The sequence below is a fragment of the Methylobacillus sp. MM3 genome (assembly GCF_001645185.1).
Classification (GTDB): domain Bacteria; phylum Pseudomonadota; class Gammaproteobacteria; order Burkholderiales; family Methylophilaceae; genus MM2.
The window spans coordinates 18,381-39,884 of record NZ_LXTQ01000030.1 but is presented as its reverse complement, the minus strand read 5'-3'; the positions used below and the strand labels follow the sequence as shown (position 1 = coordinate 39,884).

The window sequence follows — 21,504 nt, the reverse complement described above, 5'->3', positions numbered from 1 at the left end:
GTTTGCCGAATAAGTGTCTGTTTTTGAATGGTCCGAACGGATTTTAAATTACCGGGTTTAAGTGCTTCATATGGGTTGGCCCGTATTTTCGCATACAATTCATCCTTTTCCAGAACACAACCTCCATGAAGTTCGCCTTCGTTATTTTCAAATACTTCCCGTTTGGCGGCGCCCAGCGCGACATGATGCGCATTGCCCACGAATGCGTGAAGCGAGGCCACGAGGTGCATGTGTACACCCTGTCCTGGCAAGGCCCGCCATCGGCGGATGGTATTCATGTGCATGTGGTCAAGGGGCAAGGGTGGACGAATCATCGTCGCTACCAAGACTTCATTCGTCGAGCCCAGGCAGAAATCTCGGCGGCGCATTTTGATCTTGTCATGGGGTTTAACCGCATGCCGGGTTTGGATGTTTACTTCGCAGCCGACCCTTGTTTTATCGAGCGATCCCATGCTGAGCGCGGATGGTTTTACAGATTGACCGGTCGCTACCGTTTTTTTGCCGAATGCGAAAGAGCGGTGTTTTCTTCAAGGGCCAAGTGCGAAATTCTTTTGCTGTCGCTCAACGAAAAGACAGTCTTCCAGCGCTGGTATGCAACGCCCGAAGCGCGTTTTCACTTGCTGCCCCCCGTCATTTCTTCGGAGCGTTTTGCACTGGGTGATCGTACTTTAATGCGGGCCGAGGTGCGTGCCGAATTCGGTTTCGAAGTTGATGATCGCTTGCTGCTGCTGGTCGGCTCCGGATTCAAGACCAAAGGGCTGGATCGAGCGATTCTGGCGTTGGCAGCGCTACCGCAAGATTTGAGGTCTCGCACACGATTGCTGGCTGTCGGTCAGGATAACCCCTGTCTTTTCCAAAAAATGGCGGAGCGATCCGGCGTTGCCGCGCAGGTGCATATCGTTGCCGGCCGTAACGATGTGCCGCGCTTGATGCAGGCGGCCGATTTGCTGGTGCACCCCGCCTATCGAGAAAATACCGGACTGGTACTGCTCGAAGCCATGGCTTCGGGTTTGCCAGTGTTGGCGAGCGATGTCTGCGGCTATGCTTTTCATATCACGCAGTCAGAGGCAGGCGCACTTGCGAATTCGCCTTTCGATCAGATAGCCTTCAATAAGCAGTTGGCGAGCATGCTGACTTCGGTACAGCAGCCGGAGTGGCGCGAGCGCGGTTTGCACTATGCTCGTGCCCTCATGGCGGCTAACGACGGCAGTGCAGAAGCAGTGATGCTGCAGAATTTTGCGCGGCGCAAGCAGGAGTCGGTTGCGTGATCGGGTGCAACATATTGGTCCTGCCGCAGGAAATCGCAACGAAAATCGGCGATGGAGAGCCGTTCGAACGCGTGATGCAGCTGCAAGGCCAGGTATATCGTGACATGCCTGGTCGCCGTACCTTGCGCTTCGAGCTTGACGGAAAGTCTTATTTCGCCAAATTGCACGACGGCGTGGGTTGGCGCGAGATTTTCAAGAATTTGCTGACATTCCGGTTGCCTATCGTGAGTGCCTCCACCGAATGGCGGGCAATCCACAGGCTGAACGAACTTGGCATCGCCACTACACCCGCCGTGGCTTATGGGTGCCGCGGGTTGAGCCCCGCAAGATTGCGCTCGTTCATCATTACCGAAGACCTCGGCGATATCGTTTCGCTGGAAGATTACTGCCGCGACTGGCCGATGAACCCGCCGCCGTTATTATTGAAACGCAAACTGCTGCGCCGCGTAGCAGAGATCGCCCGGGGCATACACGACCATGGGCTCAATCACCGCGATTTCTATATTTGTCATTTGTGTCTCGACAATCACCGCTTGGCGACAGGCGACATTCATCTTTATTTGATCGACCTGCATCGCATGCAGGTGCGCTCTGCTATTCCGTCATCGGCACGCATGAAGGACATGGCCGCGCTGTATTTTTCCGCGCTGGACATCGGGTTGACGCGCCGCGATTGCTTGCGTTTTCTCAGACTGTATCGCGGTATCAAGTTGCGCGAGATGCTTCGCAACGAATCTGTCTTCTGGGACAAGGTCGACCGTCGAGCACGCAGGCTGTACCACAAGCTCCATGGCCGCTGGCCGGTGACGCCCTTCGACCGCAATGCCTGATTTGCAGCGTATCAGTCGCGAAGGCGGTTCGAATTTCGATGTTCCCCTGGAAGGGACGTCGGCCTTGCATTGCCTAGAGGTCGTACGTCGTATTTCCGGCCGGCGCTTGGTGTGCCGAGGCGTGTGGCAAGGGCAGGCGGTGTTTGCCAAGCTGTTCATCGGAAATGGCGCGCGGCGTTATGCCGAGCGCGACGCAAATGGTGCCAGGGCGCTGATCTCGCACCAGTTGCTTGCGCCGGAGTTGTTGCATGAAGGTAATATCGCCGGTCAGTCGGGGATTGCGTTGATTTATGCCTATGTGGCTGAAAGCCAGAACGCGGAGGCTGTGTGGCAGGATGCCGGTACGCAGCAGCGCAATCTGCTTGCCGATGCATTGGTGAGGACGCTGGCGCGGCATCATGCGGCCGGCTTGGTGCAAACCGATCTTTACCCGCGTAATTTTCTGTGTACCGATACCGGCATTTACACCCTCGACGGCGACGGCATCCGCATTCATCGCCACCCCATCCCGCGCCGGCCAGCCATGACGAATCTGGCCTTGCTGCTCTCGAAATTCGATGTGCTGGACGACGTGCGTATTCCCGAACTGCTGCGAATTTACACGGAAGAACGAGGTTGGTCGCAAAATGCTCTTCCTTCGGATGCGCTGCATAGCCAGGTTCAAGCATTGCGACGCACCTTGGCGCAGAAAAATGTGTATAGCAAGGTACTGCGGGATTGCAGCGAGGTTCGCGTCGAAAAACGTTTTAACCGGTTTCTGGCCGTCGTCAGAAATCAGCAGGATGACGATTTGCAGCAGGTCATCGAAGCGACGGATGTCTTTCTGGATGCGCCAGACTGCCAACGCCTGAAGAACGGCAACACCTGCACCGTTGGGCTGGTGCAAGCCGGCAAGCGGCAGATCGTCATCAAGCGGTACAATATCAAGAATTTTTGGCATGGCCTGAACCGCGCATTGCGCAAAACCCGAGCCAGCATTTCATGGTCGAACGCGCATTTGTTGCGTGCCTTCGAAATTGCCACGCCGGCGCCGTTGGCATTGATAGAGCGGCGGTGGGGCCCGTTTCGCCGTCAGGGATATTGCCTGACCGATTATGTGACAGGGCCTGATATCACCGAGGTCTTCGCCGATTCCGGCCTGCCCGATACGCGTAAACAGGAAATTGCGGCGGATGTAGCCGCGCTGCTTTACAAGCTTTATTTATTGAAAATCGAGCACGGCGACATGAAGGCCACCAATCTGAAACTGGTAGATGGAAAACCGCTGCTGCTCGACCTGGACACGATGAAACAACATGGCTGCGAGCTGTGGTTTCGCCGCCGGCATGCACGCGATTTGCGGCGGTTTCTGAAAAACTGGCACAATGCGCCGGATATTTTGCGGATGCTGGAATCCGCACTGATGACTGCGTATGGAAACGATCCGGTATTGAAAATGGCCGGCATCGCCCAAACACGACACTAGCGAGTACAAATGATTATTCTGGGATTATCCGGTGCATTGACGCACGATCCTTCCGCCGCGCTGTATATCGACGGGAAACTGGTGGCTGCTGCGGAAGAGGAACGCTTCGTTCGGGACAAGCATGCCAAGAATCGTATGCCTTACGAATCGGCCAAGTTCTGCCTGGATTTTGCAGGTATCAAACCGTCGCAGGTCGATGCGGTCGCGATTCCCTATGCGCCCATTCCCCTGTTCGGCAGCAAGGCGCGCTGGCACTACGCCACCCGCTATTGGTACGCACCGGATCGCGGCTTCGATGCGATCTTTGCCGGTAACCGCCGCTTCTACCGCTACAAGAAGCGCATCCAGTGGTGTCTGCAACAACTCGGCTTCGATCTCAAAAAGATTGAGATCGTCCCGGTTGAGCATCACCTGACGCATGCCTCCAGTGCCTACCATTGCTCTGGCTTCACCGAAAAAACCGCGATCATGGGCATCGATGGCAAGGGCGAGTACGCGACCACCTTCTTCGGCTACGGCGAAAACGGCAAGATCCACAAAATCAAGGAATTCTACGACCCGGATTCGCTGGGCGGGCTATACGGCGCGCTGACCGAATACCTCGGGTTCGAAATGCTGGATGGCGAGTACAAGGTCATGGGCATGGCCCCTTATGGCGACGCCGCGAAATACGATTTTTCACGTCTTGCAAAATTTGAGAACGGCGAGCTGGTCATCAATACCGACTACGCCAACGTGATCGGCTTCCGCCGCTACAAGGAAAAGGGCAAGGGCTACTATTTCTCGCCCCGGCTGATCGAGTGGCTGGGGCCGATGCGCGAGGGCGACATCGCCGACGATCCTTACGTCCATTACGCTGCCAGCATGCAAGCGCTGTTTGAGAAGTTGGCGCTGGAAATGATGGATTACTACCTCGGCGATATTCTGCGCGAAACCGGCAAGCTGGCCTTCGCCGGCGGCGGTGCGCTCAACGTCAAGCTGAACCAGAAGATCATCGCGCGTCCCGAACTGAAGGAGCTCTTCGTGCAGCCGGCTTCCGGCGATTCCGGCACGGCCGTGGGCGCGGCCTCCTATGTCTCGGTGCAGCGCGGCGTGCCGGTTGAGAAAATGGAGCATGTCTACCTCGGCCCCAGCTATAGCAACGAGGAAGTAATCGCGGCCTGCGCGAAACATCCTTCAAACCCGAATTGGCAGAAAATCGCCGATGTTCCGGCGCACATCGCCCGGTTGCTGGCCGACGGCCATCCCGTCGCCTGGTTCCAGGGGCGCATGGAGTTCGGTCCGCGTGCACTCGGCGGACGCTCTATCGTGGGCTGCCCGAGCGTTCCTGGCGTGGCCGACCGCATCAACGAGCAGATCAAGTTCCGCGAACGCTGGCGTCCCTTCTGCCCCAGCATGCTGGATACCGTCGGTCCGAGCATGTTGCAGACCGACCATCCCGCGCCGTTCATGACCTTCACCTTTGAAGTGGCTGAAGAATGGAAATCTCGCGTGCCGGAAGTCGTGCACGAGGACGGCACCTCGCGCGCGCAAGTATTGAAGCGCGAGTACAACCCGCGCTACTACGACCTGATGCTGGAACTGGAAAAACTTACCGGTAATGGCGTAGTGCTCAACACGTCGCTCAACCGCCGTGGCGAACCCATGATCTGCTCCCCGACCGATGCACTCAACATGTTTTTCGGTTCGGACCTGCAATATCTCATCATGGAAGACATACTGATCAGCAAGGTCTGAGATTGCACAAACCCGTTTTTTTGACTGGATGGATCTCCTGACCGTGGACGAGTTCGAGCGGCTGAAAACGGGCGCTGAGGTGCTGGAGCAGGATGCGCATGGCCTCAAGGTGCTGTGCATGCCAAACGGCGACATCCTTAAACTGTTCCGAGTCAAGCGTCTGGTCAGCAGTGTACGCCTCTATTCGCATGTGCGCAGTTTCTGTCGCAATGCCGAGCGGCTGCGGGCGCTCGGCATTCCTACCGTCACGATCCGTCAGCTGTACCATTCTTCTGATCGCATTCATTCGGCGGTGCTCTACCAGCCTTTGCCCGGCAAAACTTTGCGTCCGGAAGGTTCGTTGGGGTTGATCGACATCGCCGACCTCAGCATCCAACCTTTCGCTTTGAGCTGCACTGCACGGCGGAATTTCCGGCATCTGTGCCGTCTTGCGCCGGATCGGCTGGTATTCGGAAAAGAGGGTTGGGAACTGTTTCTGCGGACGTATCGAGAGACTGCCCGCCTGCGGTTGTGCAGCGAGAAATCTTTTTCCAGCAAAGCAGCGCGCTTATTCGATGTGTGGTCTTTGCGGGAGGGGCGCTTGTGAACAAGAGCGATCCGCGCGTCATTCAGTTCTGCCATAGCTACGATGCGCCTTTTCTCGATTGCGCACGGCAATATGCCGCGCTGTTCCGTGACACGCCGTACAAGGTCACAACGGTTTACCTAACCGGCAAGTCCAGCGACGAAGTGATACACGGATCAGCATCGGACGAGGTGATCTTCCTTGATTTTACCAGTAAGCAGGTGCATGGCCTCAAGCTGGCCGCAATTAAACGTTTCAGACAGATCGTCGCCAAGCGCGACGTGCGCTTCTGTATTGCGCACCGTGCCAAGCCGACCTACGTAGCGCTGCTCGCCACGCGATTGCCGGTCATCAGTATCCATCATGCTTTCGACGACTACAAACGACGGTCCCGTAGATTATTCGCCAATCTTTTCAGGAACCGGTTATTCCTGATCGGTGTATCGAATGCTGTCCGCGATGACATGCGAAAACGCCTGCCAGGCTGGCCCGCGGAGCGTATCGAGACGCTATACAACCGGGTCGACATTGCGGCTGCCCAACAGGGGCTGCTTTCACGTAGCGAGGCTCGGGCACAACTTGGGCTTCCGGACGACGCCTGGATCGTCGGGAACGTCGGACGCCTGCACCCAGACAAAGATCAAGCGACGTTGTTGCGCGGGTTCGCTCGTGCGCTGCCACTGCTACCACAGGGAAGCCTGCTTGCCATCATGGGGACTGGCCCGCTCGAGCAGCCATTGAAAGAGCAGGCTTGCGACCTCGGACTCGAGCAGAGTGTGCGCTTTCTCGGCAAGGTGCCGGAAGCGCGGCGATATTTCAGGGCATTCGACATTTTTGCGCTTACTTCCAATCACGAACCCTTCGGTATGGTGCTGCTGGAAGCGATGGCGGCAGGGGTGCCGCTGATCTGCTCGAATTGCGGAGGTGGCCGCGAAGTTGCGGAAGGCGTTGGCCAACTGTTTCCGCTGGGTAACGCCGATGTGCTGGCGAAAGTGCTCATTGCAGCTTCACGCAATGGTGCGGATTTCGATGGACTGAAAATACGCATGCTGGAGCGGATCAAGAGAGATTTTACCGATGATGCTGCTCGCCGGAGATTCTGGTCTTTCCCGTTGCAGCGCATGATCGAGGCGGAGCAACCAGAGTGATAGGCAATTCCTGGGCTGAAAAAGCGCGTGCGCTCGACCGTTATCGCTGGCAGGTGTTACGCGAGGGACATGGCTGGACAGGAAGTGCGCTGAGATTTCTACGCGACGCGATGATTGAGACGTGGTATGGGTTGATTGCAAAGTGGCGTTTGGCCTCATCCATTGAATCCGAACCCTGCGATTTCCTGCTCCTGCAATCCTCTTCGCGAGTCATTCTCCTGCAACGCAAGAAGTCGTTCACCGCAGCCTTGCAGAGTCGCGGGCATAGACTGATTGAGACGGCATTGCCTGAAATGCACGATCTGCTCGCATCCCGGCAGCTCAAGCGCCCATCATATGCTGTGCCTTTGCGGTATTTCGTTTATGCCGCCCACGCGACCTGGCTGGTAGCGAAGTATCAGCCGAAGATATTGCTTAATGACCGGAACGGCAGTTTTTATTCCCCTTTTCTCAGGCTTGCACTAAACGCAGAAGGGCGCCTGCTGGTGCAACTGGCGCATTCGACGACGGTTGAGGCTTCGCGTCGTCTTGGAATGAACGACTATGATTATTACTTTCTGTTCGGGCGCAGCTCTCTGGAAGCCTTGCAGGCACGCAAACTGCGTTTCGGCGATACTGAGGCTGTGCTTGCTGGCTCGCACATGATCGACGAGAGCTACGCACTACCAGACCCTGATCCCGCTCTCAAGACGGTGCTGGTGCTCGGGCTGGGTCCGGACAAGGAGAAGGTGTCGGGCTATCAGGCTACGTATGTGCTTTTGCGCGACTGGTCCGAACGTCACCCCGCATACCAAGTGCTGGTGAAAGCACACCCGCGCAGCCGCAAGGAGTTCTGGGGCGAGACCGAGCATCGCCTGCCGAATGTGCGTGTGTTGCCTCGGGAGTGCACGCTGGCGCAGGCGCTGGGCATGGCATCCATCGTGATCAATATTATGTCCAATGCCGTGATCGAGGCGGCCCTGTCGGCGCGACCGGTACTTTTCGTCAATTGCGGAGATGCGCAGGACATTCTTTCGCAGGGCCGGTTTTTTGGTGGGCAGATCGCAAGTATGGAGGCTTTGGAGCAAGGCATCCAGTCGCTCGAGCAGGACTATGCTTTGGCGCGGCAGCGCTCAGCGGCATTTGCAGAATTTCATCTTGCTTCGGGCACAAACGGGCTTCAGCACAACATCCATAACCTGGAGCGGTTGCTGGCAGGGCTTCCTCCCGAGGCGCATACAGAGCGCATCGAAACGACCATCTAGAAGTATATGAATTCCTCAAATAACAATAATCTGGTGGGTCTTCCCTATCGGCTGATGGCAGGCTTATTTCTGCTTTTCAATCTCAGCTTCTTTGTGCCAGTCTCCCCCAAATCGGTGTTTTATATCGGACTGATGCTTCCCGGTCTTGCCTGGCTGCTATGGCGCCCTGCTGCCCTGCCGGCGTTTTTCAAGGCATTCGGCCTGTTGCTGTTGCCTCTGGCCGCGATTCAACTGCTCAATATCCGGGAGGTGGCAGAAATCAGGTTGTGGGTGTTCATGGTGGCTTTCCTTGCTTGTTGCGTGATGGTCGAACGGAGCGAATGGGGGGCGGAGCGTGTATATAAAGTGTTTGCCTGGTTCGGTGTTTTTGCTTTGTTGTATGCAACCTCCGAATGGCTCTGGATATGGCAGCAGACGGGAAACTGGATTCGTTACGATCATCTTTTCGGTCGGCGTATGGACCCGAACAATACCGCGCTGTTCATTACCTGCGGTATGGTTTTTATCTGGCTGACAGTCATGGAGCCACGGCTTATCGCGCTTGCCAAGCCTTATCTGCTGATCGGATTGCTCGTTCTGTCCATCGCGGTGTTGCTATCGGCATCCGTGTTTCAATCGCGCTCTGCATTGATGGGTTTCGGCATGTTCATGGCGGTGTACGTTCTCATGCGCAGGTTGTGGGCAGTGGGGTTTCTGGCGCTGCTGGGCGTGCTTCTGATCGGCTATCTGGCCGGCGCCGACCAGATGCTTAGCCAGCGTGGCATGAGCTACCGGCCAGAGATTTGGGCCGATGCCTGGTACCGTTTGGTCGATACTTGCGGAATCGTACTCGGTTGTGGTCAGGATGGTTACAGGTTCATCGGTCAGTTCACCCATACACATAATTTGCCGCTCGGAATTTTGTACAACGACGGACTGGTCGGACTGACCTTGATAGGAATTTTTGTTTTCTTTTACGTGCGCGACGGCGTCAAGTTGAAGTCTCCATGGTTCCTGCTGTCCATGATCGGTATTGGGGGTTTGATGACGAATACCGGATGGTTGCTCGGGCCGCCCAAGGCATTCTGGGCCTACTTCTGGATTCCGATACTGCTGACAGTCATCCAGATCAGGCGTGAGCAGGTGGATCGTTATCTCATCGCGAGATGCCCTACGAAGACGTAATGGTTCAGCGATTCAGCCTGCTGTAATGGCATTGCCAGCGCCATGCGTCGGCGCACATCTGATTGAGTCCACGCTCGGCTTTCCATCCCAGTTCCGTGAAGGCTTTGTCGGCATTTGCATAGCAGCTTGCAATATCGCCGGGGCGTCGTTCGACGATGCGATAAGACACCGCTTTCCCAGATGCTTTTTCGAATGCACTGACAATTTCCAGCACGCTGTATCCCTGGCCGGTGCCAAGGTTGTATGCATGCAGGCCGGGGTGGAGCTTGAGGAAATCCAGAGCCTTGAGGTGACCTAGCGCGAGATCGACGACGTGAATGAAGTCGCGTACGCCAGTGCCGTCCGGCGTGGAATAATCATTGCCGAATACGGAAAGGTATTCCAATATTCCAGTTGCTACTTGCGCAACATAAGGCAGGAGATTGTTGGGAATGCCATTCGGCGCTTCGCCGATCAGTCCACTCTTGTGCGCACCTATCGGATTGAAATAACGCAATATGGCAATGTGCCAATCGGGATCGGCCAGAGCAATATCCGCAAGCATCTCTTCGATCATCAGCTTGGTGCGGCCATAAGGGTTGGTCGCCTGTAGCGGTGCATCTTCTTTAACCGGCAGGGATGCCGGATCTCCATATACGGTTGCCGAGGAGCTGAATACCAGATGCTTGACGCCATGCTTGGCCATGGCACGGAATAGCACCATGCTGCCATAGACGTTGTTCTCGTAGTATTCCAGTGGTTTGGAAACGGATTCGCCGACGGCTTTCAGGCCAGCAAAATGGATCACGGCACTGAAATGGTGGCGTTCGAACAAATTATTCACCAAGCTGCTATCACGTATGTCGCCTTCGACAAATTCAGGTTGTTTTCCGGTGATCTGCTCAATCTTGTCCAACACTTCCCGCTGGCTGTTGGAGAGATTATCGAGAATGACGACTTCGTGGCCCGCTGAGAGCAGTTCCACTACAGTGTGAGAGCCGATATAGCCTGTGCCGCCGGTGACGAGGATCATGTTTGTTTGCAATACTTTGATGGAGTTGGTTGTTATTATCCCTGTTGAGCGCAAGTCAACCAATAGGCTTACGCTATAATCGGCGGCTGATTATCCATCAAATGTTTTCACCCATGAATTCGCCATCCGAAAAAATCCTGATCCTCACTTCCAACAGTACCGGCAACAACATTTTCTGTACGCCCGCGATTCGCTTTCTGAAGAAGCATTTGCCGCAAGCACGTATCGATGTGGTTGCGCTGAATAAATTGTGCGCAGAGGTATTCGACGGGAATCCCAGCATAGGCGAAGTCTTCGTCCTCGACAGTAGCCGTGCGTTCGACAAACTGGCGAAAGGATACGACAGGGTGATCTGCCTGAACGCCAATGCAAAAAAGAAGCTGGGTGACGCGCAGACACAAATGACGACCATCGGCAATCTATCGGGCAATAGCCATCACGCGGAGCAGTTGCTGCAGTTCATGGGCGGGCTACTGCAGCGCGAGGTGGCGGATGAAGACAGACTTTATTTCATTCACTCAACGCCGGATCTGGCTACAGCTTTGCTGAAGGATGCTGTCATTGCTTCGGACAACCTGCTGATTACCATCCATCTCGGTTGCGGCACCACCAAGCTACACGGCTGGAAATTCTTCTATTCCAAACGTGCCGACGACAAGAAGCTGTGGCCGGTGGATGAATACATCAAGCTGAGCAAGGCACTGATGGCGGCCAACCCCAAGGTGCGCATCATCATTACTGGCACGCGCAACGAGTCCTTCCTGGCCAGGCAGTTCGAGCATGAAGTGCCTGGAACGATCAACCTGGTCGGCAAGACCTCGGTGGCCGACCTGCACAGCCTGATGCAACGCGTCGATTTGTTCATCGCACACGATTGCGGCGTGTTCCATGTCGCAGCCGCGTCCGATGTGTCTATCGTCGGGTTGTTCGGTCCGACCAATCATGTGCTGACAGGCCCGTACCCGGTCAGACCACAGCATACGTTGATCAAGAAAACGGAAATGGCAGAGATTACGGTGCCCGAAGTGGTAGATGCCGCTTTCGCGCTGATCGTGGCTTATCCGCGCAATGTGCCGACTGTCTGAAGCGATCTAGCGCTTGCGCTTGCCAAGTATTGTCCGTAGCAATCTTTTCGACGCCGGGCTGAGCTTCTTTTCCTGCCGATAAGCCAGAAAAAGCCGCAAGCAGTCGGTGCGACTCCAGCCTTCCGCGTGGCGCTGCAGCGAATCCAGGTCGCGGGTCGCGATCCGGCGCCTAAAGGGCAACCAACGTGTTTTTTCGAGATCGATAAAGCGCGCATCCAAGGAGCCGTCAGGATTTTTCTTCACAAACAAGTGCTTGGGATACAGGCAGGTGTGCTGGAAACGGTGCGCATGCATCTGGCGGATAATGCCGGCGAGGCTTGCGATCAGGTGTTGACGTTCAGCGCGCGCCACCTGTCGGATCGGCCGGTACTCGGCGCTGTCTAGAGAGTGATAACCTTCCAGTTCACGCGTGATAAGGATGGCGCGCAGTTTGCCGTCAACTTTGCGTTCTGCATAGTAGATTGGCTCCATGGACGGGATGCCGAGTTCGCAGAAGCGCCGGCAATTGCGGAGTTCGCGCTCCAGCGTTGCCGCCAGGCGAAAAAAATGGCGCCAGGAGCGGTAGGCATGGTTTTCTTGTCGCTTCACGAAAATACCAACCTGATCTCCGTTCGGCATGATCAACACTTGCCGCGTGACGCCGCTCCAGCCGCCACGCGCATGATTGGGCGGCTCGAACCAGGCATCGCCGCCCACCGGCCAAATCTGCTCAAAGCTTTCCATCCCGTTGGCCTCCAGCGTCTGGCGCCATTCGGAATTGACGTAATCGTGCGTCATACCTTCGACAAGGCCTGCAAACGGCCTATCACGTTCTGCGGCTTCATATCGCGCATGCATTTGAAGTGCCCCAGCGGACATTCGCGTTTAAAACATGGGCTGCATGACAGATTGAGATAAAGGATGTCAGCTTGGTCGCTCATCGGGGGCGTGTGGTGCGGATCGGAGGAGCCGAACAGCGCGATCAGCGGTAGATCGAGTGCCGCCGCGACGTGCATCAGGCCGGAGTCGTTGGTGATGGCCACCGTGCTGAGCGCCATCAGATCGATGGCTTCCGCCAGCGACGTTCTGCCGCCGAGGTCGAGGCAGCGATGCCCGGTGAGTTCGTTGATTTTCTGGGTGACTTCGACGTCCTTGCCGGAGCCGAACAGCCAGACTTCCCAGTTTTCTGCCAGTGCCCATGTGGCTACTTCCGCAAAGTATTCGGCCGGCCAGCGCTTCGCCGGGCCATATTCGGCGCCCGGACACAAGGCGAGCACAGGGCCTTGCGGTACGGCTCGGTCAAGTTTATCCAGTGCGGCGTAAGCGTTTTCGCGCGATGCGACCAATGTCGGCTCGGGCAATACCGGAGTCGTATCATTGACTCCCAAACCCAGTGCCGCAAAACGATCTACAGTTTTCGGGAGTCGTGCCTTGTCCAGCGGCCGGATGTCGTTCAGCAAAATGTAACGAAATTCACCGAGAAAGCCGGTGCGTTGCGGAATATTCGCAAAGAAAGGCAGGATGGCTGACTTCAGGGAGTTGGTGAGCAGAATGGCCTGGTCGTAATGCTTGCTGCGCAACTCGCGACCGATGCGGATGCGCGCAATCAGGTCGAACTTGCCATGGCGGAAGGGCAAGGGGATGCCCTTGCGTACTTCCGGCATGCGTTCCAGCAAGGGCAAGGTCCAGGCAGGTGCGGCAACATCGATCTGCACGCCGGGACGCTCCTGCTTCAGCAGTTTGAACAGATTCTGCGCGAGAATCATGTCCCCCACCCAGGAGGGGCCGATGACCAGAACCTGTTCCGCCATTGGAATCGCTTAACCGGCGAGCTTGCCGATGATTTTTGTTGTACTGCGGCCGGGGACGAGATCGACCAGCGCCACGCGCCCGCCCCAGGATTTGACATCCTCACCGCCGACGACCTGGTCCTCGGTGTAGTCGCTGCCTTTGGCCAGCACGTCGGGTTTGATGGCGCGGATCAGATTCAGAGGCGTATCTTCATCGAACAGCACGACTGCATCCACGGATTCCAGTGCGGCCATCACGCGCGCGCGGTCGGCTTCGTGGATGACCGGTCGGGTAGGGCCCTTGAGTGCGGAAACCGAGCGGTCGGTATTCAGTCCGACGATGAGGCGATTGCCCAGCTTGCTGGCGCCTTCAAGATAGGTGACGTGTCCGGCGTGCAGCAGGTCGAAGCAACCGTTGGTGAACACGATACGCTGGCCGGCAGCACGCCAGCCGGCGACGCGTAACAACAGGGTATTGAGGTCGCATACCTTGTCGGCCTGTTGCGTGGAATCTTCCAATGTCAGTTCGTGCAGCAATTCGGCGAGCTTGATCGGCGCGGTGCCAACCTTCCCGACCACAACACCGGCAGCGAGATTGGCGAGATGCAGGGCTTCCTTGCGTTCCAGTCCTGCGACGAGGCCGGCAGCCAGTGTCGAGATAACCGTATCGCCGGCGCCTGAGACGTCAAAAACCTGTTTCGCGGTTGCCGGAATGTGCAGGGAATGATTGTGTTCGATCAGCGAAACGCCTTCTTCGCCGCGTGTCAGCGCAAGAAAGTCGAGCTGCAGGTTTTCCCGCATCGTGGCTGCAGCTGTCAGCAGCGCTTCGTTGTCATGAATGCTCACGCCGCAAGCGTCGGCGGCTTCGCGCTTGTTCGGGGTCAATGCGGTCGCGCCGCGGTATTTCGAGTAATCACGGCCTTTGGGGTCAACCAGCACGGGGATGCCGAGCGCCCGGGCTTCGGTAATCACTGCCTGGCAAAGCCGGGGCGTGAGCACGCCTTTGGCGTAATCGGAAAGCACCACGACGGCCGGGCGTTCCGACAGCTGCCGGTGCGTGGCGGCCAGCAGGTTTTGCATGTCGGCTTCGGAGTATTGCGCACGATCTTCCTGATCCAGCCGCATCATCTGTTGATGTCCGCCGATGATGCGTGTCTTGGCGATGGTCGGGTGGCGTTCGGCGCGTAGCAAGCCATCGGCATTGACGCCGAGGTCGCCGATGGCGCGTTGCAAGCGGACGCCATTGTCATCGTCGCCAATGAAGCCGATCAACCGCGTCGCGATGTCCAGCCCAGCCAGATTGGCCGCGACGTTGGCTGCGCCGCCGGCGCATTCGGTTTCATTCTTGAGAAGCACGACGGGGACTGGCGCTTCCGGAGAAATGCGCTCGACCTCGCCCCACAGATAGCGATCCAGCATCAGGTCGCCGATAACCAGCGCCCAGGCATCCTTTGCGGCGAAACCGCTTTTTACGACTTCGATCAGGTGGTGCTGCAAGCTCAGTCTGCCTCAATCAGGTCGCACAGAATGTGGCCGATCATGATGTGTGCTTCCTGGATGCGCGGCGTGTCGGTGGACGGCATCGCCAGGTTCAGGTCGCACAGTTCAGCCAGTTTTCCGCCCTTGGCGCCGGTCATGCCGATGGTGTAGGCGCCGATTTCGCGGGCTTTCTCGATGCCGGCGACCACGTTGGCGCTGTTGCCGGAGGTCGAGAGGCCAATGACGATGTCCTTCTCGTAGCACAGCGCTTCCACCTGGCGGGAGAAGATGAAGTTGAAGCCGTAATCGTTGCCGACGGAGGTCAGGATGGAGGTGTCGGTCGTCAGCGCAATCGACGGCATGCCCTTGCGTTCCTTCTTGTAGCGCCCGACGATTTCGGCCGCGATATGCTGGCTGTCCGCCGCGCTGCCGCCGTTGCCCATCAGCAGGATCTTGCCGCCGTCCTTCAGACATTGGCGCATGCGCTCTCCGGCCTGTGCGATCACGGGTATCAGCGATTCGAGTTGTGCGATGACCGACTGGTGTTCGGTCAATTGGGCGCGGATAGTGTCTTGGCTGTTCACGATGGTTCCTAACAATAGGGGTCGGGCTGCATCAGGTAATTCTGCACGTAGTCGCGCACGCCTTCTTCCAATGTGTGAAAGGGCTTGTCATAGCCGATGGCGCGCAGTTTTTCCATGCTGGCCTGAGTGTAGTACTGGTACTTGCCTTTGAGGTCGTCCGGCATGGCTATCCAGGTGATGTTGGGCGTGCCGCCGGCGCTGGTCATGACGGCCGTTGCCAGATCCTTGAACGCGCGCGCCTGGCCGGTGCCCACATTATAGATGCCGCTCTCGCCCCGGCCTTGCAGGAACCATGTCACCACGCTGGCGGCGTCCTTCACATAGACGAAGTCGCGTAGCTGCATGCCGTCTTCCACGTTCGGGCGGTCGCTCTTGAACAGCTTTACGGTGCCGGTATCGCGGTATTGGTTGAAGCTGTGGAAAGCCACACTCGCCATGCGTTCCTTGTGATATTCATTGGGGCCGTAGACATTGAAGAACTTGAAACCGGCCCACAGCGGCGGCGCGTTGCCTGCATCGGCCTGACGCTGCGCCCATTGGTCGAAAAAGTGCTTCGAATAACCGTAGGCATTGAGCGGGCGCAGGCTATCGACGTTCATGTCGTCGTAGCCTTGCTCGCCACCGCCGTAGGTGGCCGCAGAACTGGCATACAGAAAGGGCACGCCGTTGTCGGTGCACCACTGCCACAGCCCTTGGCTATAACGGATGTTGTCTTCCAGCAGACGGTTCCAGTCGCGCTCGGTAGTGGCGCTGATGGCGCCCATGTGGATCACGGCATCCAGCTCCGCACCGGCTTCGAGCCAGGGCAGCAGCTCTTCCTTGTCGAGGTATTCCTCGTAGCGGCGATGGCAGAGGTTTTGCCATTGGTCGGAGTGTTTCTGGCGATCGACGATAAGCAGGTCGTCGCGACCTTCCTGGTTGAGTTGCCAGGCAATCATGCTGCCTATCATGCCTGCGCCGCCGGTAATGACGATCATGGTGCGGAGTGTCTCATGCAAAACGTTAGTATAGCAAAGGCATGGCACGCGCTCATTGCTTCGCGCCCATGGCCAGCGCGCGCTGGTACGAAAGTTCGAGTTCGGCTTTCTTTTCGGCAGACGGCGCTTCGTCCAGCCAGCCTTGCAGATGGCGTGCGGCGATGTCGCTCAGCGCGTGCAGCCAGTCATTGCGCTCGTTAAGCGCGGGGATGTAGTTATATTCGCTGCCGCCAGCCGCCAGGAATGTGGCCTTGCCTTCCATTCCGATTTCTTCCAGCGTTTCCAGGCAGTCGCCGGCAAAACCCGGGCAGATGACGTCCACGCGCTTGACGCGCGCCTTGCCCAGTTCTTCCAGCGTCGGCGCGAAGTAGGGTTTCAGCCATTCTGCCCGGCCGAAGCGCGACTGGAAGCAGATCTGGTACTGGCTTTTCTCCAGATGCAGCGCTTCCGCCAGCAGGCGGCCGGTCTTTTGGCATTCGCAGTGATAAGGATCGCCCAAGGTCAGCGAGCGGCGCGGAATGCCGTGGAAGCTCATGATCAGTTTGTCCGGGCGACCGTGGCGCATCCAGTATTCGCGTACGCTGGCGGCCAGCGATGCAATATAGCCGGGGTCGTCATGGTAGTGCCTTACCGAGCGGATTTCCGGCATGTTGCGCATGCGCTGCAACTCCTGCCACACCGCATCCAGGGCCGAGGCGGTACTGCTGGCGGCGTATTGCGGATAAAGCGGAATTACCAGGATGCGGTCGCAGTTGCGCGCGCGCAGTTTTTCCAGCGCGGAGCCGACGGAAGGGTTCCCGTAGCGCATGCCGAACTCGACTTCGACGGAAACGCCGCGCGTGCCTAGATAGCCTTGCAGCATTTTCGCCTGGCGCTGGGTATGCACCAGCAGCGGCGAGCCTTCGTTCGTCCAGATTTGTGCGTACTTTTCGGCCGATTTGGCCGGGCGGGTATTCAGGATGATGCCGTTGAGGATGGGCCACCAGACGACGCGCGGGATTTCAACGACGCGCGGATCGCTGAGAAACTGTTTCAGATAAGGGCGTAATGCCTTGGCCGTGGGCGCATCCGGTGTGCCGAGGTTAAGCAGCAGGATGCCGATGCGCGCGGGCGAGCCGTGCTGGTGAGGCGGTTCGGGGAGAAATTTGGCCATTGATTTTGCTAGCTAGTGATTGGATAGTGCGTTGGAAAGCAGTTTTGCGGTGATGTCCACAATGGGAATCACGCGCTCGTAAGCCATGCGCGTCGGACCGATCACGCCCAGTGTGCCAACCACTTGGCCATCGACTTCATAAGGAGCGGTGACCACGCTGCATTCGTCCAGCGGCACCTGGCCGGATTCGCCGCCAATGAAGATATTCACGCCGGCCGCTTTCTGGCTGGTGTCCAGCAGCTGCAGCAGCGTGGTGCGGCGCTCGAAAACTTCAAACAGTTTGCGCAGCGAGGTGACGTTGGTCGAAAGATCGTCTACCTGCAGCAGATTGCGCTCGCCGGAAATGACGACGTCGTCGTGGTCGTCTGCCAGCGCCTTGTTGCTTGCTTCGAGCGCGGCAGTCATCAGTCGGGTCATGTCCGATTGCATCTGGCGCAGTTCGTCGTGCAGCTTGCGCTGGACCTCCTCGAAGGTCTGGCCGGTGTAGTTCTGGTTGAAGAAGTTGGCCGCCTGCGTCAATTCGGAAGGGCTGTAATTGCGGTCGGCGATAATGATACGGTTTTGCACATTGCCGTCAGTCGTGACGATGATCAGCAGTATGCGTTTGTCCGATAGCGGAAGGAACTCAAGCTGGCGGAAGGCAATGCCTTTGCGCTTGGGGATCATCACCAGGCCGGCGAATTGCGTCAGATTGGACAGCACGCTGGCCGCCGAGGAAATCAGCTCCTGCGGGTCGGGCGAAGAAAGGCGGTGTTCGAGTCGCAGGATTTCATCCTGGCGCAAGGGTTGTACGGTGAGTAGCGTATCGACGAACAAGCGGTAGCCGCGATGCGTGGGAATGCGTCCGGCCGAGGTGTGCGGGCTGGTGATGAAGCCCAGCTCTTCCAGGTCCGACATTACATTGCGGATGCTGGCGGGGCTGAGATCGAGCCCCGAGCATTTTGACAGCGTGCGTGACCCCACCGGCTGGCCGCCGCTGATGTAGTGCTCGATCAGGGTTTTCAGCAGAACTTGGGCGCGTTTTTCCAGCATGGCTATCAGTGGGCGCGGCTTGAAAATGCAGCAGCGAAAAGGAACGTGGTCACGGAGTACGGAGCGGAATGCATCATGCCCGAATTATGAGGCAAGACCCGATGCCGGGCAATGCGCCGCAAGGTGTTTCCATTCATTGATGCAGCCGGCATATGAGGAATTCGATCATTCAATGAGCGTATCTTGGAATCGCCGCGATGCATTCGAGTTCCGCTGCTGCGGCAAATCTTTTTCGAGGGGTGCTTCTGTGGTTTAATGCGGCCATGAAGGATGCATTTCACCATATTGCCCTGATCGGCAAGATCACCAATCCCGAAATACGCGAATACGTGCTGGCGCTGGCGCACTTTTTGAGCGAGCGCGGGGTTGGCGTACTGATCGAGGATAATACCGCGGCATTTTTCGATATCCAGGGTTACCGCAAGGTGGCGATGGCTGATATCGGCGCGCATGCGGGGCTGGCCGTTGTGCTCGGCGGCGACGGTACCATGCTGACCGTGGCGCGCAGCCTGGTGGATCACGGCATCCCGCTGGTCGGTGTCAATCGCGGCCGCTTCGGTTTTCTTGCCGACCTCACGACCGAATCCATGCTGCAAACCGTAGAGAGCATACTCGACGGCGAATACGTGCAAGAACAGCGCATGCTTCTGGGCGCCTGCATCATGCGCGATGGCGCCGTTCTAAGCGAAGGCCGCGCGCTCAATGACGTGGTGGTCAGCAAGGCTGCCACGGTGCGTCTGATCGAACTGGAATTGACCATCGATGGGGAGTTTGTCCATCGCCAGCGTTCCGATGGTTTGATCCTGTCGACGCCTACCGGCACCACCGCCTATGCCTTGTCGGCCGGCGGCCCCATCCTGCACCCGACATTGGAAGCGATCGCGCTGGTGCCGATCTGTCCCCATACCCTGTCCAACCGGCCTTTCGCGATCAACAGCGCCAGCAAGGTCGAAATCACCTTGCTGCACGCCGACGACGCCCGCGTGCATTTCGACGGGCAACTGCATTCCGACCTGCATCCCGGTGACAAGGTCGTAGTGCAACGCCTGGACAAGACCGTCACCCTGCTGCATCCGCGCGGTCATAGCCACTACGCGATGCTGCGCGAAAAGCTGCATTGGGGATAAACGCCGGAACTATGCTGCGTTCGCTTTCCTTACGTGATTTCGTTATCGTCGACCGGCTCGATCTTGAGTTTGACGCGGGATTTACCGTCCTTACCGGCGAAACCGGCGCAGGCAAGTCCATCCTGATCGATGCCTTGTCGCTGGCATTGGGCGAGCGAGGAGAGTCGGGGCTGGTAAGACTAGGCTGCGAGAAAGCCGAAATCAGCGCCGAATTTTCCGTGACCGACTTGCCGCAACTGCATGCCTGGCTCAAGGACCATGAACTGGCCGGGGATGACGGCATCTGCCTCATGCGTCGCATCGTTTATGCCGATGGCCGCTCGCGTGCGTTCATCAACGGTTTCAACGCCACCATGCAGCAATTGCGCGAGGCTGGCGATTTCATGGTCGATATCTACAGCCAGCATGCGCATCACTCACTGCTGAAAACTGCAAGCCAACGCGCGCTGCTCGACGACTTCGGCGGTGTTTCCGCTTTGGCGGCACAGGTAGTGATCGCTCACAAATGCTGGCGAGAATTGCATGAAAAACGCAGCGAAATGGAGCGCAACGCAGCCGCCTACGCCGAAGAGCTCACCGAACTGCGCGACCAGGTGCGCGAACTCGCCCAACTCAACCCGTCGGCGGAAGAGTGGGAAACCTTGCAGCAGGAGCACAGCCGCCTTGCGCACGCCGCGAGCCTGCTCGCCGGTGGCGAGGAATGCCGCGAACTGCTGGCAGAGAACGAAGCTTCTGTGCTGCGTCAGCTGCACGTCGCGCAGCACAAACTACAGGAATTGAGCGAATACGACCCGGCGATGCAGGAAGCGCTGGACAGTCTGGATGCCGCAGCGATCCAGATCGAGGAAGCGGACCGCTTCCTGAAGAAATACCTCAGTCGCGCCGAGCTCGACCCGGAGCGGCTGAACGAGGTCGAATCCCGTATCCAGGCCGTCCATGCCGCCGCGCGCAAACACCGCGTGCGGCCGGAAGAGCTGCCGGAGCTGCTGGTCAAATGGCAGGAGCGCATGACGGAGCTGGACGGCGTGGGTGATAATGGCGCGTTGGCGCGGGAAGAGTCGGCCGCACATGAGCAATACATGAAACTTGCCACTGAACTGAGCGCTGGCCGCCAAAAGGCCGTCGCCCGGCTGGGCAAGCTGGTCAGTGCCGAAATGCAGCGTCTCGCTCTATCCGGCGGCAGCTTCGCCGTGGCGCTGGAGCCGTTACCCGAAGGTGGCGCGCACGGATTGGAGCAGGTGGAATTTCTCGTCGCCGGCCATGCTGGCGTGCCGCCGCGCGCGCTGGCAAAAGTGGCTTCAGGCGGCGAACTGTCGCGTATCAGTCTGGCCATCCGTGTGATTACCGCGCAGCAAGGCGCGACGCCGACGATGATTTTCGACGAAGTGGATGTCGGCATCGGCGGCGGCGTGGCCGAGGTAGTCGGCCAGTTGCTGAAGTCACTTGGAGCTTCGCGTCAGGTGTTGGTGATTACTCACCTGCCGCAGGTCGCCGCGCAGGGCGTGCGCCATTTGCGCGTCAGCAAGTCCGCCGCCCACGGCAGCACGCTGAGCCGCATCGAGCCGCTGGATCCGATCGAGCGCATCGAGGAAGTTGCCCGCATGCTGGGCGGCATGGAAATTACGGAAACAACGCGCCGCCATGCGGCGGAAATGCTTGGAGTCTGAAAATGTCTGATCCTGGTCTGTCATCTCCGTGCATCGGGGTCTGCCGCATGGATAGCGAGGCCGGAGTGTGCTCGGGCTGCCTGCGCACGCGCGACGAAATTGCCGCTTGGTCCAAGATGCCGGACGAGCAAAAGCGGCAGTTGCTGCAGGTACTTGAACGACGCTTGGCGGAGAGTGTCAGTTTCGACTGAACTCCTG

The 21,504-nt window shown here is 57.9% G+C and carries 20 protein-coding genes; 12 read left to right on the top strand and 8 right to left on the bottom strand.

The features are described from left to right. Positions 1-125 precede the first annotated feature (125 nt). The 8 genes from A7976_RS08955 to A7976_RS08920 are packed head-to-tail and all read left to right on the top strand — an operon-like array spanning position 126 to position 9,421. Positions 126-1,268, top strand: a complete 1,143-nt coding sequence (locus A7976_RS08955; RefSeq protein WP_067110401.1) for a glycosyltransferase family 4 protein — start codon at positions 126-128, stop codon at positions 1,266-1,268. Further along, on the top strand, positions 1,265-2,098 hold the full coding sequence (gene rfaP, locus A7976_RS08950; protein WP_088178409.1) for a lipopolysaccharide core heptose(I) kinase RfaP: 834 nt from the start codon (positions 1,265-1,267) through the stop codon (positions 2,096-2,098). Before A7976_RS08955 ends, rfaP begins: the two co-directional genes overlap by 4 nt. After that, entirely contained in the window at positions 2,091-3,563 is a 1,473-nt protein-coding gene (locus A7976_RS08945) for a lipopolysaccharide kinase InaA family protein (protein ID WP_082878064.1), read from the top strand. Before rfaP ends, A7976_RS08945 begins: the two co-directional genes overlap by 8 nt. A 9-nt stretch (positions 3,564-3,572) precedes the next feature. Beyond that, positions 3,573-5,300, top strand: coding sequence for a carbamoyltransferase (locus A7976_RS08940; RefSeq protein ID WP_067110395.1), 1,728 nt, complete (start codon positions 3,573-3,575; stop codon positions 5,298-5,300). A 28-nt stretch (positions 5,301-5,328) separates the two neighbouring features. Beyond that, positions 5,329-5,886: a hypothetical protein gene (locus A7976_RS08935; RefSeq protein ID WP_067110392.1), complete on the top strand. Its 558-nt coding sequence runs from the start codon at positions 5,329-5,331 to the stop codon at positions 5,884-5,886. After that, positions 5,883-7,013 carry a glycosyltransferase gene (locus A7976_RS08930; protein ID WP_088178408.1) on the top strand — a complete coding sequence of 377 codons (1,131 nt, stop codon included), beginning with the start codon at positions 5,883-5,885 and terminating at the stop codon, positions 7,011-7,013. Before A7976_RS08935 ends, A7976_RS08930 begins: the two co-directional genes overlap by 4 nt. Beyond that, positions 7,010-8,257: a capsule biosynthesis protein gene (locus tag A7976_RS08925; protein ID WP_067110389.1), complete on the top strand. Its 1,248-nt coding sequence runs from the start codon at positions 7,010-7,012 to the stop codon at positions 8,255-8,257. The genes A7976_RS08930 and A7976_RS08925 overlap by 4 nt, the downstream gene beginning before the upstream one ends. 6 nt (positions 8,258-8,263) lie before the next feature. Next, on the top strand, positions 8,264-9,421 hold the full coding sequence (locus A7976_RS08920; RefSeq protein ID WP_067110387.1) for a hypothetical protein: 1,158 nt from the start codon (positions 8,264-8,266) through the stop codon (positions 9,419-9,421). A gap of 4 nt (positions 9,422-9,425) precedes the next feature. Here A7976_RS08920 and galE read toward each other — a convergent pair whose 3' ends face one another. Next, entirely contained in the window at positions 9,426-10,433 is a 1,008-nt protein-coding gene (gene galE, locus A7976_RS08915) for a UDP-glucose 4-epimerase GalE (protein ID WP_067110384.1), read from the bottom strand. Between the two features lie 113 nt (positions 10,434-10,546). Here galE and A7976_RS08910 point away from each other — a divergent pair, with 113 nt between their 5' ends. Continuing rightward, complete coding sequence (locus A7976_RS08910; RefSeq protein ID WP_067110380.1) at positions 10,547-11,518, top strand: glycosyltransferase family 9 protein; 972 nt, start codon at positions 10,547-10,549, stop codon at positions 11,516-11,518. A 6-nt stretch (positions 11,519-11,524) separates the two neighbouring features. Here the strand turns inward: A7976_RS08910 and A7976_RS08905 are convergent, their stop codons facing one another. From A7976_RS08905 to hrcA, 7 genes are read right to left on the bottom strand one after another with little or no spacing between them, the layout of a single operon-like run. Continuing rightward, the gene (locus tag A7976_RS08905) at positions 11,525-12,295 is read right to left on the bottom strand and encodes a lipopolysaccharide kinase InaA family protein (RefSeq protein ID WP_067110377.1); all 771 of its coding nucleotides are present in this window, start codon (positions 12,293-12,295) and stop codon (positions 11,525-11,527) included. Continuing rightward, positions 12,292-13,308 (bottom strand): lipopolysaccharide heptosyltransferase II, encoded by a 1,017-nt coding sequence (waaF, locus tag A7976_RS08900; RefSeq protein ID WP_067110374.1) that lies wholly within the window; start codon positions 13,306-13,308, stop codon positions 12,292-12,294. Before waaF ends, A7976_RS08905 begins: the two co-directional genes overlap by 4 nt. 9 nt (positions 13,309-13,317) lie before the next feature. Continuing rightward, a complete protein-coding gene (gene hldE, locus A7976_RS08895; protein WP_067110371.1) occupies positions 13,318-14,784 on the bottom strand; it encodes a bifunctional D-glycero-beta-D-manno-heptose-7-phosphate kinase/D-glycero-beta-D-manno-heptose 1-phosphate adenylyltransferase HldE in 1,467 nt (488 codons plus the stop codon). Positions 14,785-14,786: 2 nt separating this feature from the next. After that, entirely contained in the window at positions 14,787-15,350 is a 564-nt protein-coding gene (gene gmhA, locus A7976_RS08890) for a D-sedoheptulose 7-phosphate isomerase (protein WP_067110368.1), read from the bottom strand. Positions 15,351-15,358: 8 nt separating this feature from the next. Beyond that, entirely contained in the window at positions 15,359-16,327 is a 969-nt protein-coding gene (gene rfaD, locus A7976_RS08885; RefSeq protein ID WP_067110366.1) for an ADP-glyceromanno-heptose 6-epimerase, read from the bottom strand. A gap of 52 nt (positions 16,328-16,379) precedes the next feature. Further along, the gene (gene hemH / locus A7976_RS08880; RefSeq protein WP_067110363.1) at positions 16,380-17,480 is read right to left on the bottom strand and encodes a ferrochelatase; all 1,101 of its coding nucleotides are present in this window, start codon (positions 17,478-17,480) and stop codon (positions 16,380-16,382) included. A gap of 12 nt (positions 17,481-17,492) precedes the next feature. Beyond that, entirely contained in the window at positions 17,493-18,512 is a 1,020-nt protein-coding gene (hrcA, locus tag A7976_RS08875) for a heat-inducible transcriptional repressor HrcA (RefSeq protein ID WP_205633486.1), read from the bottom strand. 263 nt (positions 18,513-18,775) lie between these two features. Between hrcA and A7976_RS08870 the strand changes: the two genes are divergently transcribed. The 3 genes from A7976_RS08870 to A7976_RS08860 are packed head-to-tail and all read left to right on the top strand — an operon-like array spanning position 18,776 to position 21,497. Further along, a complete protein-coding gene (locus A7976_RS08870; protein WP_067111085.1) occupies positions 18,776-19,639 on the top strand; it encodes an NAD kinase in 864 nt (287 codons plus the stop codon). A gap of 11 nt (positions 19,640-19,650) precedes the next feature. Then, entirely contained in the window at positions 19,651-21,306 is a 1,656-nt protein-coding gene (gene recN / locus A7976_RS08865) for a DNA repair protein RecN (RefSeq protein ID WP_067110361.1), read from the top strand. A gap of 2 nt (positions 21,307-21,308) precedes the next feature. After that, positions 21,309-21,497 carry a DUF1289 domain-containing protein gene (locus A7976_RS08860; RefSeq protein ID WP_067110358.1) on the top strand — a complete coding sequence of 63 codons (189 nt, stop codon included), beginning with the start codon at positions 21,309-21,311 and terminating at the stop codon, positions 21,495-21,497. Positions 21,498-21,504: the final 7 nt, after the last annotated feature.